Origin of the sequence: Komagataeibacter xylinus, assembly GCF_031081985.1 — a bacterium.
Lineage (GTDB): Bacteria > Pseudomonadota > Alphaproteobacteria > Acetobacterales > Acetobacteraceae > Komagataeibacter > Komagataeibacter xylinus_E.
Map to the genome: position 1 here is coordinate 264,992 of NZ_JARWSK010000004.1, position 13,364 is coordinate 278,355.

11 protein-coding genes are annotated in these 13,364 nt (G+C 66.0%); 6 read left to right on the forward strand and 5 right to left on the reverse strand.

Annotation, left to right across the window (positions count from 1 at the left end):
* Positions 1-2: 2 nt before the first annotated feature.
* Entirely contained in the window at positions 3-1,055 is a 1,053-nt protein-coding gene (locus QEG70_RS09415) for an AAA family ATPase (protein WP_374762580.1), read from the reverse strand.
* 94 nt (positions 1,056-1,149) lie between these two features.
* Between QEG70_RS09415 and QEG70_RS09420 the strand changes: the two genes are divergently transcribed.
* The 6 genes from QEG70_RS09420 to QEG70_RS09445 all read left to right on the forward strand — a co-directional run bounded on the left by QEG70_RS09420 (position 1,150) and on the right by QEG70_RS09445 (position 8,113).
* Complete coding sequence (locus QEG70_RS09420; protein ID WP_308720419.1) at positions 1,150-1,719, forward strand: DUF1285 domain-containing protein; 570 nt, start codon at positions 1,150-1,152, stop codon at positions 1,717-1,719.
* A 29-nt stretch (positions 1,720-1,748) separates the two neighbouring features.
* Positions 1,749-2,936, forward strand: a complete 1,188-nt coding sequence (locus QEG70_RS09425; RefSeq protein ID WP_308720586.1) for a CCA tRNA nucleotidyltransferase — start codon at positions 1,749-1,751, stop codon at positions 2,934-2,936.
* Between the two features lie 74 nt (positions 2,937-3,010).
* Complete coding sequence (locus QEG70_RS09430) at positions 3,011-4,780, forward strand: ABC transporter ATP-binding protein (RefSeq protein WP_308720420.1); 1,770 nt, start codon at positions 3,011-3,013, stop codon at positions 4,778-4,780.
* Between the two features lie 142 nt (positions 4,781-4,922).
* Positions 4,923-6,011 carry an HlyD family secretion protein gene (locus QEG70_RS09435; protein ID WP_308720421.1) on the forward strand — a complete coding sequence of 363 codons (1,089 nt, stop codon included), beginning with the start codon at positions 4,923-4,925 and terminating at the stop codon, positions 6,009-6,011.
* Complete coding sequence (locus QEG70_RS09440; RefSeq protein ID WP_308720422.1) at positions 6,008-7,582, forward strand: DHA2 family efflux MFS transporter permease subunit; 1,575 nt, start codon at positions 6,008-6,010, stop codon at positions 7,580-7,582. Before QEG70_RS09435 ends, QEG70_RS09440 begins: the two co-directional genes overlap by 4 nt.
* Before the next feature lie 111 nt (positions 7,583-7,693).
* Positions 7,694-8,113 carry an NUDIX hydrolase gene (locus tag QEG70_RS09445; RefSeq protein WP_308720423.1) on the forward strand — a complete coding sequence of 140 codons (420 nt, stop codon included), beginning with the start codon at positions 7,694-7,696 and terminating at the stop codon, positions 8,111-8,113.
* Here the strand turns inward: QEG70_RS09445 and QEG70_RS09450 are convergent.
* From QEG70_RS09450 to gpmI, 4 genes are all read right to left on the reverse strand, one after another.
* Positions 8,095-8,598 carry an RNA pyrophosphohydrolase gene (locus tag QEG70_RS09450; protein WP_308720424.1) on the reverse strand — a complete coding sequence of 168 codons (504 nt, stop codon included), beginning with the start codon at positions 8,596-8,598 and terminating at the stop codon, positions 8,095-8,097. The genes QEG70_RS09445 and QEG70_RS09450 overlap by 19 nt on opposite strands.
* A gap of 20 nt (positions 8,599-8,618) precedes the next feature.
* Positions 8,619-10,223 carry a S41 family peptidase gene (locus tag QEG70_RS09455; RefSeq protein WP_308720425.1) on the reverse strand — a complete coding sequence of 535 codons (1,605 nt, stop codon included), beginning with the start codon at positions 10,221-10,223 and terminating at the stop codon, positions 8,619-8,621.
* A gap of 147 nt (positions 10,224-10,370) precedes the next feature.
* Positions 10,371-11,690, reverse strand: coding sequence for a murein hydrolase activator EnvC family protein (locus tag QEG70_RS09460; RefSeq protein WP_374762586.1), 1,320 nt, complete (start codon positions 11,688-11,690; stop codon positions 10,371-10,373).
* Between the two features lie 38 nt (positions 11,691-11,728).
* A complete protein-coding gene (gene gpmI, locus QEG70_RS09465; protein ID WP_308720427.1) occupies positions 11,729-13,285 on the reverse strand; it encodes a 2,3-bisphosphoglycerate-independent phosphoglycerate mutase in 1,557 nt (518 codons plus the stop codon).
* Positions 13,286-13,364: the final 79 nt, after the last annotated feature.

Genomic DNA, 13,364 nt, shown 5'->3' on the forward strand with positions numbered 1-13,364 from the left:
TGTCAGCCGATCCGTCCGGCCAGCGTATCGATCAGCGTGGACAGGCGCAGGTTTTCCGCCCGCGCGGTAAAGGACAGCGCCATGCGGTGGGCCAGAATGGGCTGGGCCAGCGCCACCACGTCCTCGATGGTGGGGGAGAGCCTGCCATCAAGCAGGGCGCGGGCACGGGTGGCCAGCATCAGCGCCTGTGCTGCGCGGGGGCCAGGGCCCCATGCCACGGCCTCGCGGATGGCGGGGTCATCGCTGGTCTCGGGGCGGGCCGCGCGCACGAGGCGCACGATCGCATCAACCACCTGCTCGCCCACCGGCAGGGCGCGCACGAGCGCCTGCGCCTCGATCACGTCGGCTGCCGTGAGCACGGGGCTGGCGGTGGCGGTGGTGGTGCCGGTGGTGGCCAGCAGCATGGCGCGCTCGGCCTCGGCCGTGGGGAAGTCGAGCGTGACCTGCATCAGGAAGCGGTCAAGCTGTGCCTCGGGCAGGGGGTAGGTGCCTTCCTGCTCGATGGGGTTCTGGGTTGCCAGCACATGAAAGGGGCGGGGCAGCGGGTGGTTGGTGCCCGCAATGGCCACCTCGCGCTCCTGCATGGCCTGCAGAAGGGCCGACTGCGTGCGCGGGCTTGCGCGGTTGATCTCGTCCGCCATGAGCAGCTGGCAGAACACCGGCCCCGCCACGAAGCGGAAGCTGCGGCGACCGGCCTCGTCCTCATCAAGGATTTCGCTGCCCAGGATATCGGCTGGCATGAGGTCGGGCGTGAACTGCACACGGCGTGCGTCCATGCCCATCACGTGACCCAGCGTTGTAACCAGCAGCGTCTTGCCCAGACCCGGCGCGCCGACTAAAAGCGCGTGCCCGCCCGCCACGATGGTGGTCAGCACCAGGTCGATCACCCGGTCCTGCCCGAGTATGACGCGGCCGATTTCCGCCCGCGCGGCCCGCAGGCGCGCGCCCATGCTCTCGGCCCGGGCCGCGATCTGCTCGCCGGTCAGGGTGGGGGGGGATGTCATGCCCGCCTGCGGCGCCGCATGGAGGGGGGAGGTATCATCCATGGTCATCATTCCAACAGTCTGACAGGTCCGGGGGTTTCATCAAGCCGGTGTTGATCCCTATATCAAGTCCAGCAGCTTCCATAGTGTCGGGTTAACGCAATTGATGGACGATTTCGAGACAGGACAGAACCCGCCCGCCCGCGCGCCGGGGCAGGCGGGAACATGCGGCGCGCTGCCGTTCGTGATCAGGCGCGACGGAACGTGGCTGTACCGTGGCTCCCCCATCCGCCGCAAGCCGATGGTCTGCCTGTTCGCCTCCACCCTGCGGCGCGACGCGCAGGGCGGCTTCAGGCTCCAGACCCCGGTGGAGCAGGGCACGATCGAGGTGGAGGATGCCCCCTTCGTGGCCAATCACCTTGAATGGCATGGCTGCGGGCGGGGGCAGGTGCTCTCGTTTCGTACCAATGTCGACCAGGTGATCTGCGCAGGGCCTGACCACCCGATTCGATGTGACTGGAACGTGCCGTGCGAAGGCTGCGGCACCGGCCCGGTGCCCTACCTGCATGTGCGCGACGGTGATGGCGCGCTGCCCATCGAGGCCCGCATCGCCCGCCCGGTCTATTACGAACTCGCCGCCCTTGCGGTGGAGGGGCACTGCCAGGGCGTGCCCTGCCTTGGCGTGTGGAGCCAGCATGTGTTCTTCCCGCTTTCCGCCATGGAGGCGGCCTCGTGACCAGCCCACTTGCCACGCTGGCCCACGGCATGCCCGGCGTGCTGGAACAGCTTGGCCGGATCTGGACCATCCTCCCCGATGCAAGGCTGGTGGGCGGCGCCGTGCGCGACCTGCTGCGCGGGCAGGCGGTCGCCGATATCGACCTGGCCTGCGCCGAGGCCCCTGATGTGGTGATGGCGAAGCTGAAGGCCGCGGGCATGAAGGTGGTGCCCACGGGGCTTGCGCATGGTACGGTCACCGCCGTCATTGACCGCCGCCCCTTCGAGATCACGACCCTGCGGCGCGATGAGGACACCGATGGCCGCCACGCCACCGTGGCCTGGACACAGGACTGGCGCGAGGATGCGGCAAGGCGCGACTTCACCATCAACGCCATGTCATGCGATAGCGCGGGCGTGGTGCATGATTATTTTGGCGGGCAGGCTGACCTGGCGGCAGGAAGGGTGCGTTTTGTGGGCGATGCCCGCCTGCGCATTACCGAGGATGCCCTGCGGATCCTGCGCTTCTTCCGCTTTCAGGCCCGGTATGGCGGCAGCAGGCCGGACCCACAGGCGATCAACGCCATAACCGATCTCGCCGCCCTGATCGACCGCCTCTCGGTCGAGCGGGTCTGGTCGGAGCTGCGGCGTATCCTGACCGGCCCCGAGGTCACGCGCACGCTATGGCAGATGCATGAGTGCGGCGTGCTGGCCCGTGTCCTGCCCGAAGGCAGCAGCATCCCCCGCCTCGAGCGCCTGCTGGCCTGTGGGGCGCCGGATGAGCCGGTGCTGCTTCTGGCCGCGCTGGTGGCGGGCGACGAGCGTGCGGTGGCGCGGCGGCTGAAACTGTCACGCGCGGAGGGTGGCGCGCTGGCGCGTACGCGCGGCGAGCCGGTGCCGTGCCCCGGCCTTGATGGCGCTGCCATCCTGCGCCTGCTGGCCGACTATGCGCCATGCGACCTGATCTGGCGCGCATGGTTGCGGCAGGCTGACGTGCTGGGGCGCCCCGATGCCGGGTGGGAGGGCCTGCGCGACCAGCTTGCGCACACGCCGCCGCCGGTTTTCCCGCTCAATGGCGGCGATGCCCTGAACGCTGGCTGCCCGCCCGGTGCGGCAGTGGGGCAGGTGCTGGGGCAGGTGCGGCAGTGGTGGCTGGAAAAGGGCTGCGCGCCGGACCATGCCGCCTGCATCACGCGCCTGCGCGCCGTGCTGGCTGAAGGCGTTGCGCGCGCCACATAATTTGTAACCGCATGTCGCGGCGCTTTGTTTTGCGCTGGCTTGCGGCTATAGGCCGATTGATGAACGCAATAAAAATGACCGCGCCAGATCGTGCGGCGGCGCCTGATGCACCGGTGTCGTCACGCCGCCTCATGCGGCGGCTGTGGCGCGATGAACTGGCCCGCCACAAGCTGCGTATCATGGCGGTTATGGTGCTGACGGCGCTCATGGCCATATTCAGCGCGCTCTACCCGCTGGTGATCCAGCGCGCGCTCGACATGTTTGCCGATCATGACCCCCGCATCCTGTACCAGGTGCCCATTCTGGTAGTGGTGATTACGGTGGCCAAGGCCATCTCGCAGTACGGGCAGTCGATTGCGGTGCAGTCGCTGGTGCTGGTGGTGATCCGGGGCCTGCAGGGGCGCATGTTCCACCACCTGGTCAATGCCGATATCTCGCGCATTGAAACCGAGGCCCCGGCCCAGATCGCGGCCCGCTTCACCACCGATGCCGTCTCGATTCGCGAGGCCATGATCCGTGCCACCAATGCGCTGGGCGATGCGGTGACCGTGGTGGGGCTGATCGCCTCCATGCTGTACATGGACTGGGAACTCAGCCTGATCGCCGCCGTGCTCTACCCCATCGCCGCCCTGCCGGTGCGCCGCCTGGGCAAGCGGCTGCGGCGGGAATCCGGCGGCGTGCATGAACAGATTGGCGAGACCAGCGCGATGCTGGCCGAAAGTTTTGGCCAGTCGCGTACCATCCGCGTCTATCGCCTTGAAGCCGAGGAGGAAGGCCGCGCCGCCCGCGTGCTCGACATCCTGCATGACCGCCTGCTGCGCATTGCGCGCGGGCGCGCGCGCGTGGACCCGATGCTTGAGGTGCTTGGCGGCATTGCCGTGGCGGCCGTGCTGGGCTTTGCGGGCTGGCGGGCCACGCAGGGCGGGGCCACGCTGGGCGATTTTTCCGGCTTTGTGGCCGCCCTGCTGCTGGCCGCCCGCCCGCTGCGCGCGCTCGGCACGCTCAACATCGCCCTGCAGGAAGGGCTTGGTGGCCTGCAGCGCGTATTTGACGTGATTGACGAGCCCGTGGCCGTGGCCCAGGCGCCAGATGCCATCAGCCTGCCCGCAGGCGGGGGCAACCTGTGCTTCGAGCAGGTGGCCTTTCGCTACCCCGATGGGCGCATGGGGCTGAGCGGGCTGGATTTTGTGGCCGCGCCGGGCCTGACCGTGGCCCTTGTCGGCCCATCGGGGGCAGGCAAGTCCACCGCACTTTCGCTCATTCCGCGCCTGCATGATGTGACCGGCGGGCGCATCACGCTCGATGGCGTGGACCTGCGCCGCCTGATCCTGTCCGACCTGCGCGATGCCATTGCCTATGTCAGCCAGGACACGCTCCTGTTCGACCTGCCGGTCATCGACAACATCCGCATGGGCAACCCCAAGGCCACTGATGCACAGGTGCATGAAGCCGCCCGCGCCGCCGCGGCCGATGCGTTCATCACGGCGCTGCCACAGGGGTACGGCACGGTGGTCGGCCCCGGCGGGCAGCGCCTCTCAGGCGGGCAGCGGCAGCGCGTGGCGCTGGCCCGCGCCCTGCTGCGCAACCCGCGCGTGCTTTTGCTTGATGAGGCGACAAGCGCGCTTGATAGCGAGAGCGAGGCCATCGTGCAGCAGGCCCTGACGCATCTGCGCCACGGGCGCACGACCATTGTGGTGGCGCACAGGCTCTCCACCGTGCGCTCGGCGGATCTGGTGGTGGTGATCGCGCAGGGGCAGGCGGTGGAATGCGGCACGCATGATGCGCTGATGGAACATGATGGCCTGTATGCCCGCATGGTGCGCAATCAGGCTTTCACGCTCTGAGGTAACCGGGCGAATGTGCACTTGGGCCGGGGTTGGCGGTTGAAGTGTGGCAAGCTTCGTGCAATGGATTGACCGACCCGTTCGGTCAATGCGCGAGATGACAGGATCAGGGGCTGCAATCAAGTGATGATGAGGAAAGCAGATGGCCGCGGACGAAGGCAACGCACCTGAAGACGGACAGGACAAGAAGAAAAAGGAAGTATCGCCGCGCCGCAAGCTGATCCTGATCGGTATTGTCGTGGTGGTCGTGGTGCTGGGCGTGCTGTACTGGTTCCTGCACCGCAACGAGGTGGAAACCGATGATGCCTTCACCGCCGGCCGTGCCGTGGCGGTGGCCCCCCATGTGTCCGGTTACGTGACCGAACTGCTGGTGAACGACAACCAGTTCGTCCATCAGGGTGATGTCATTGCCCGCATTGATGACCGCAACTGGCGCGCCCAGCGTGACCAGGCGGCGGCCGCCGTCGATATCGCGCGCGCGCAGGTGCAGAACTATACCCTTCTGGCTGAAGTGGCCAAAAAGAACTTCCCCGGCCACCTCATGGTCGCCCAGGGGCAGTTGCAGCAGGCGCAGGCGCAGGAGTTCAAGGCCGAGACCGATTACCGCCGCCAGCATGGCGTAACCCGCGAGGCGACATCGCAGCAGAACATCGATTACGCCACCGCCGCGCTGAATGCGGCCAAGGCGCAGGTGCTTGAAGCGCAGGGCAACCTTGAAACCGCGCTGCCCGTCATCCCCAACATTGCCAGCACCGAGGCCCGCGTGAGCGGGGAGCAGGCCACGCTGAGCCAGGCCGAGGCGAAGCTGCGCGAGGCGGAGCTGAACGTGGAATGGACCACCATCCGCGCGCCCCATGATGGCTGGATCTCGCAGCGCAACATCGAGCGTGGCACGTATGTCACCGCAGGCCAGACGGTCGTGTCCGTGGTCGAGCCTGAAATCTGGGTCGTGGCCAACTACAAGGAAACGCAGCTCACCCACATGCGTCCCGGCCAGAAGGTGGATATCGCCATTGATGCCTACCCGTTCCTCAAGCTCAGGGGCCATGTTGACTCGCTGCAGCTTGGCACGGGCGCAACCTTCAGCGCCTTCCCGCCAGAAAACGCCACGGGCAACTACGTGAAGATCGTGCAGCGCGTGCCGGTCAAGATCCTGATCGACGAGGGGCTGCGTGCCGACCTGCCGCTTTCCCTCGGGCTGTCGGTTGAACCTACGGTCCATACGGAATGAGCGCGCAGGCAGCGCCTGCGGCCCCGGCGGATGGCGCGGGCTGGAAACCGAAGCACAACCCATGGCTGATCGCCGTGGTTGTGACGGTGGCCGCCTTCATGGAAATTCTCGATACCACCATCGTCAACGTGGCGCTGCCGCATATCGCAGGCAGCCTGTCCTCAACCTATGATGATGCGACCTGGACGCTCACCTCCTATCTGGTAGCCAACGGCATCGTGCTCACCATATCGGGCTGGCTGGGCAAGTTGTTCGGGCGCAAGCGTTACTTCCTCATCTGCATTGCCATGTTCTCGCTCTCGTCGTTCCTGTGCGGCATTTCGACGAGCCTGCCCGAACTGATCTTCTTCCGCCTGATGCAGGGCTTTTTTGGCGGTGGGCTCCAGCCCAACCAGCAATCCATCATTCTTGACACCTTCCCGCCTGACAAACGCGCCGCGGCCTTTGGCCTGACGGCGATCGCCACCGTGGTGGCCCCCGTGCTCGGCCCGTCGCTTGGCGGGTGGATTACGGATAACTACTCGTGGCGGTGGGTGTTCTTCATCAACGTGCCGGTGGGCATCCTAGCCACCATCGCGGTCTCGATCATGATCGATGACCCGCCATGGGCGCGCAAGCAGAACGCGCCGCTCGACTTCGTGGGCATCGGGCTGATCACCATCGGCTTTGGCTGCCTTGAAGTGGCGGTTGACCGTGGCGAGGACGAGGACTGGTTCGGCTCGCGCATTATCGTCACCATGGCCATTCTTGCCTTCCTTGGCATAGGCGGCGCCATCATCTGGCTGCTGCGGGCCAAGAACCCGGCGGTGGATTTGCGGGTGTTCAAGGACCGCAACTTCGCCGTGGGCACCGGGCTGATGGGGGCGGTGGGGGCGCTGCTCTATTCCTCGGCCATTATCGTGCCGCAGTTCTCGCAGCAGATCATGGGCTATACCGCAACACTGTCGGGGCTGATCCTCTCGCCCGGCGGCATTGTGGTGATCGTGCTCATCCCGCTGGTGGGCATTGCGATGAAGTATGTGCAGTTGCGCTATATCATCGCGCTGGGCTTCTTCCTCATGGGCATATCCATGATCTGGTCGGCGCAACTGGTGCCTGACCTTGATTTCCGGCATCTGGTGCTGTTCCGCATGAGCCAGACGGGGACGATGGCCTTCCTGTTCGTGCCGATCTCGACCATTACCTACGCCACCTTGCCCCGCAACCTGAACGCCGATGGCTCAGCGCTGTTCAGCATGGCGCGTAACGTACTGGGATCACTCAGTATTTCAGGTGCTACCGCCATGGTGACGGAACTGCGACAGGCGCACCAGAACCAGATGGTGCACTGGATGACGCCCTACCACCAGCCCTTCAACGAATACCTCGCCCACAGCCGGGGCGTTGCGGTGATGCGTGGTTACGCACAGGGCGCGCTCAATAACGTGGCGGTGGGGCGGCTGTACAAGGAGTTCCAGCGTCAGGTTGCGATCCTGGCCTATAACGAGGTCTTCATGATCCTCGGTATCGGGTGCATGCTGGTTGTGCCGTTCTGCTTCCTCATGTCGCCGCTCAAAGGCGGGGACAAGTAATGTATGAAAGTTTTTGGTGAAGCTTTTTTCAAAAAGCTTCAAAGAACGCCGCCTTTTTGAAAGAAGGGCGGCACCCAAAAACCTGTATCCGTTTCAGGCAGGAGAAAGGCCATGACAAAAGTAATCCGGGTCGTCTGCGCCGCGATTATTGAACAAGAGCGGTTGCTGGTCGTGCGCAAACGCGGCACCACGGCCTTCATGCTGCCCGGCGGCAAGCCGGAGGTGGGTGAAAGCCCGGAGCAGGCATTACGGCGTGAAATTGATGAGGAACTGGGCTGCCCCCTTACATTGGGGGCGGAACTGGCCGGTGATTTTTCAGCGCCCGCCGCCAATGAGCCAGGCTATACCGTGCAGGCCCGCATCTGGACCGGGCAGCTTGAAGCCACGCCCGCTATTGCTGCTGAAATTGCCGAACTGCGCTGGATTACGGCTGCCGATGCAGCAGGATTGTGCCTCGCGCCGCTGCTCAGTGGCAAAACGTGGACGGCGCTTGCCCGCGCGGGCCTCATGCCTCAGCTTGCGGTGGCGTAAGGCGCGAAATAGGCGGCAAGCTTTGCGTAAATATCTTTTTTGATGCCGACATTGAGGTGCGGCAACTGCGCGAGCTCCACCCACTTCCATAAATCGAATTCGGCAGGCTGGTGGGTATCGAGCCGTATGTCCCCGTCCTGCCCGGTAAAGCGCAGGGCGAACCACTGCTGCGTCTGCCCCCGGTAGCGGCCGCCAAGCGCCTTGCCAATCAGGTGGCCGGGCAGGTCGTAGCTGAGCCATTCGGGGTAGGCGGCGAGGATCTCGGCCCTGTCGGTGCCGATTTCCTCATGCAGTTCGCGCAATACGGCAACCTGCGGGCTCTCGCCTTCATCAATGCCGCCCTGCGGGCACTGCCATACGCCTTCATCCGGCGGCCCGCCGGCGCCTGGCATGTCGGTGCGGCGGGCGACAAGCACCTGCCCGCGCAGGTTGAACACGAGCGCACCCACATTGGGGCGATAGGGCAGGGTGGTGTTGCTGGTCAAAGGCTGGTCTTCCGGCACGATCAGGGCTGGGCCGGTGCGGCGGGCACCGCAGGCGTTGCCGGGGCCGCAGGGGCCTGCTTCTCCGCCGGTGCGGGTGGCGGGGCAGCGGTTGCGGGCGGCGTTGCATCCGGCGTGGTGGTGGGGGCCGCAGCCGATGGGGCGGCAGGCGGCGTGGCCTTGGGGGCCGGTGTGGCAGCAGCGGTGGCAGGCGCCTTGCCAGCCGGGGGTGCGGGCGGCTCGGGCGGCACCGGCAGCCCGGCCATGGAGCGCACGACGCGCAGCCCTTCCTGAAGCTGGAAGTCGGTCGTGGGCTTGGTCGGGTCAAATTCCGGCCAGTTGGCAGGCGGCTGGGTCGGGATGGTCTTGGCTATTGCGGGCAGGTCGGTGCGCGTGGGCGGCTGGGCCGTGTTGCCGCCCCGGTTCTTGATGATATGCGCGAGATCGGCCTCGTGAATGCTGTAGCCGCTATCATCATGCGCCTCGCGCACGGGAATGTCGGGGATGATGCCCAGCCCTTGGATGGAACGGCCCGACGGCGTGTAGTAGCGCGCCGTGGTCAGGCGGATCGCGCCCTCGCCGGGAATGGGCAGGATGGTCTGCACCGAGCCCTTGCCAAAGGTCTTCTCGCCCAGCAGCACGGCGCGCTGGTGGTCCTGCAGCGCACCGGCCACGATTTCACTGGCCGAGGCCGAGCCACCATTGATCAGCACGACAATGGGCAGGCCGCCGGTAATGTCGGAATTATGCGCATCCCAGCGCTGGCTGTCCTGCGGGTGGCGGGCGCGGGTGGAGACGATCTCGCCACTGCGGATGAAGTCGGAGCCTACGTCGATCGCCTGTGTCAGCAGCCCGCCGGGGTCGGAGCGCAGGTCGATGATCAGGCCCGCCATCCTGTTATGGGTCTGGGCCTGCAGCTTCTTGTAGGCGGCCATCAGGCCGGACTGCGTTTCCTCGTTGAACTGCGCGATTCGGATATAACCGACATTGTCATACAGCGCGGACTTGATGACCTGCAGCGGAATGATGGCGCGCGTCAGCGTGACGATGACGGGCTTGGGCGTCTTTTCACGGATCAGGGTCAGGGTGATGCGCGTATCGGGCTTGCCGCGCATGCGGGTCACGACCTGATCGAGCGGCTGGCCATCAATGTTCTTGCCATCGATCGCCACGATGAAGTCACCGGGCTTGATGCCTGCGCGGGCTGCGGGCGTGTCATCAATGGGGGAGACCACGCGCACGTGCCCGTCCTCGCCCTGCACTTCAAGGCCGAGGCCGCCAAACGAGCCCTTGGTCTGGACCTGCAGGTCGGAGAACTGCTTCTCGGTCATGTAGGAGGAGTGCGGGTCGAGCCCGCTCAGCATGCCGTTGAGCGCGTTGGTGATGAGGTCGCGCGTGGAGACCGGCTCGACGTAATTGGCCTTCACCTTTTCCAGCACGTAACCGAACAGGAACATGAGCTGTTCGATTTCCTGGGGGGAATTGTCATCCTTCGAGACTGCGTCCGCCGCATGGGCCATGGGGGCAAAACCGCCCCACCTGCTGGCTGAATAGTGGGCAACCTGCGGGGCCACCACGATCCCTGCAAGAAAGGCGCAACCGATCAGCAGGCCATTACGGAATTTCATGCGTCGTTGTCTCCTGGGTGCCCGCCGCCATGCTCCGGCAGGCCTGCACGTAATCTTCGCGTTGCGTTGTAACGTGGTCTTGCCCATCCGTCACGGGTCGGTAGCATATACCGAACCCGCGTAGGGACAAAACCGCCTTGCGCGCCATTACAGGTATGGCGCGGGGTTGACCGTGCCCCCCCCGTGGCGCAGTTGCACGAACAGGGTCGGCCTTGAGCCGCCGCCGCTCCATTGCGGCATCTGGCCTACCGCCGCCCCGCGGCTTACCTGCTGGCCGGCGGCGACCGCGATCTCGCCAAGTCCTGCGAGCACGAAGCGGTAATGCTTGCCACAGTCAAGGATCATCATCTGGCCATAGGTACGGAACGGCCCGGCAAAATCAATGCGCCCCGTGCATGGCGCGCGTACGCTTGCGCGTGAAGGGGGCGCGTAGGTGATGCCGGTGGCAGGCCCGCTTTCCGTCGTGTGGCCCCAGGCGGTCAGCACCGTGCCCGCCACGGGCGCGCCCGCGCTGGCATTGGCGGTGCTGATGCCGGGGCCTGCGCCATCAGCCATTTCATGCGCCTGGCGGCGGGCTGCGGTGGCGGCCTGCATGTTATGCGCGCGCTCGGCGGCGCGGGCGGCCTGTTCAAGATTTTTTTCGGCCTGTTCCTCGGTTTCCTCGATGCGGGTAATGGCGTCCTGCACGCTCGAGGCGCGGCGGGCGGCGTCTTCCACCGCCTGGGTGGCGCTGAGGGCTGCGGCATTCGAGCGCTGCTGGGCCTCAAGGGCGGCATGGGCCGCGCGGTTGACCGCATCGCGCTGGCTTTCACGCTGGGTTACGACCTGGCGCATCTGCTGCTGCTGGCGGCCAAGTTCATCATCAAGGGCAAGCAGGCGGGTGCGGCGGTCGTGTATGGCGCGGGCCTGCCGGGCGATGTCGGTCATCATGCCATGCACCACCAGCAGGCCGGTCACGGCGCGGTCAGCCGGTAGCGGCACGGCCAGCAATGTATCGGCGGGGTAGAGCGACAGGCGCTCGGCCAGCGGCAGCAGGGGGGCGAGGCGGGCGACCTGGGCTGCAAGCTGCTGGCGCAGGGCCGCCTGCTCGGCATGCAGGTCGCCAATGCGGTCGTCGATATCGGCGGCCTGCTGCTCGGTCTGTTGCAGGCGCGCCGTGGCATCCACCGTGGCGGCGGACAGGCTGGCCGCTTTTTCAGCATCCGCGCGGGCCTGCTCGCGGGCCTCCTGCTGTTCCCTGCGGCGGGCCTCGAGGTCGTGGGCCTGCTGCTGCTCGCGTGCCAGCAGGTTTTCATGCGCGCTGCGCGCGGCTTCAAGCTGTTCGCGGATGCGCTGCTCGCTGGCCGTGGGGGCATGGGGTGTGGCGTGCGTGGCATGGCCTGCATGGGCATGGGTACCGCCCGCATGGGAGGATACGGCCCCGGCAGGCGCGTGTGCCGCGCATAAAAACACGAACCCGCTGGCCAGGCGGACCGGCCAGCGGGCTGTGGCATGCAGGCGTGGTGTCAGGATGGCGTGGACCCGTCCAGCAGGGAGTGCCCGGTCATGGCGGCGGGCTGGGGCAGGTGCATGAGTTGCAGCAGCGTGGGCGCCAGATCGGCCAGGCGGCCATCATGCAGCCCGACGCCTTCTGGCCCGCCGGCCAGCACTACGGGCACCACGTTGAGCGTATGCGCGGTGTGGGGGCCGTTGGTTTCGGGGTCGAACATGGTTTCCGCATTACCGTGATCGGCGGTGACCAGCAATGCGCCGCCTGCGTGTTCGATGGCTTTTGCAATGCGGCCCAGCCCGGTATCAACCGCCTCGACCGCCTTGATGGCGGCGGCGAGCACGCCGGTATGGCCCACCATGTCGGCATTGGCGAAGTTGAGCACGATCAGGTCATATTTGCCGCTGCCGATCGCCTCGACCGCGCGGTCGGTCAGTTCGGGGGCCGACATTTCGGGCTGGAGGTCATAGGTCGCGACCTTGGGGGAGGGCACCATGATCCGGTCCTCGCCCGCAAGCTGCGCCTCGCGCCCGCCATTGAGGAAGTAGGTCACGTGCGGGTATTTTTCCGTCTCGGCCATGCGGAGCTGCTTCAGCCCCGCCTCGCTCACCACATCACCCAGCAGATCATGCAGGGATTGCGGGGGGAACAGCACGGTCATCAGTTCGGCCAGCCGGTCGCTGTAGCGGGTCATGCCGGTCACGGCGGCGAGGTTGACCAGCTTCACGCGCGCAAATCCCTCGAAGCCGGGTTCAAGCAGCGCATCGAGCAACTGGCGGATGCGGTCGGCGCGGAAATTGAAGCTCAGCACCCCGTCGCCATCGCGCATGCCGCCATATTCGCCAATGACGGTGGGGATGATGAACTCATCGGTGGTGCCCGCCTCATACGCCTTGTCGAGCACATCGAGCGCATCGCCCGCATGCGGGCCTTCACCGGCCACGATGGCGTTGTAGGTCTTCTCCACGCGCTCCCAGCGGCGGTCGCGGTCCATGGCGTAATAGCGGCCCGACACGGTGCCGATGCGCGTGCCCTCGGGCAGGGCCGAGAGCAGTTTGCACACATAGCCGTGCCCGGATTGCGGGGCGGTATCGCGCCCATCGGTAAAGATGTGCATGGTTACCGGCACGCCCGCCGCGCGCACGATGCGGGCAAGGGCTACGGCATGGTCCTGATGCGCATGCACGCCACCGGGCGAGACAAGGCCCATGAGGTGGCAGGTACCGCCGGTTTTTTTCAGCGCGGCAATGAAATCGCGCATCACGTCGCTGTTGGCCACCGTGCCATCGGCAAGGCCGGTGCTGATGCGCGGCAGTTCCTGCATGACCACGCGGCCCGCGCCGATATTGAGGTGGCCCACCTCGGAATTGCCCATCTGCCCGCCCGGCAGGCCCACGTCCTCGCCACACGTCTTGAGGAAGGCGCGGGGGCCGGTTGCCCATAATTGATCAAAGGCGGGGGTACGGGCGGCTTTTACCGCGTTATTGGCTTCATCCTCGCGCCAGCCGAATCCATCAAGTACCACCAGCATGACGGGGCGGGGGGGCCTGTTCACCGATTCATGGTCGTTCATGGGGTTATTTTCTCCCTGTTTTATTTTGTGTGGCATGATGCCCTAAAAGCGTTCAGCGTCAAATGCCTCTGTAGCCAAG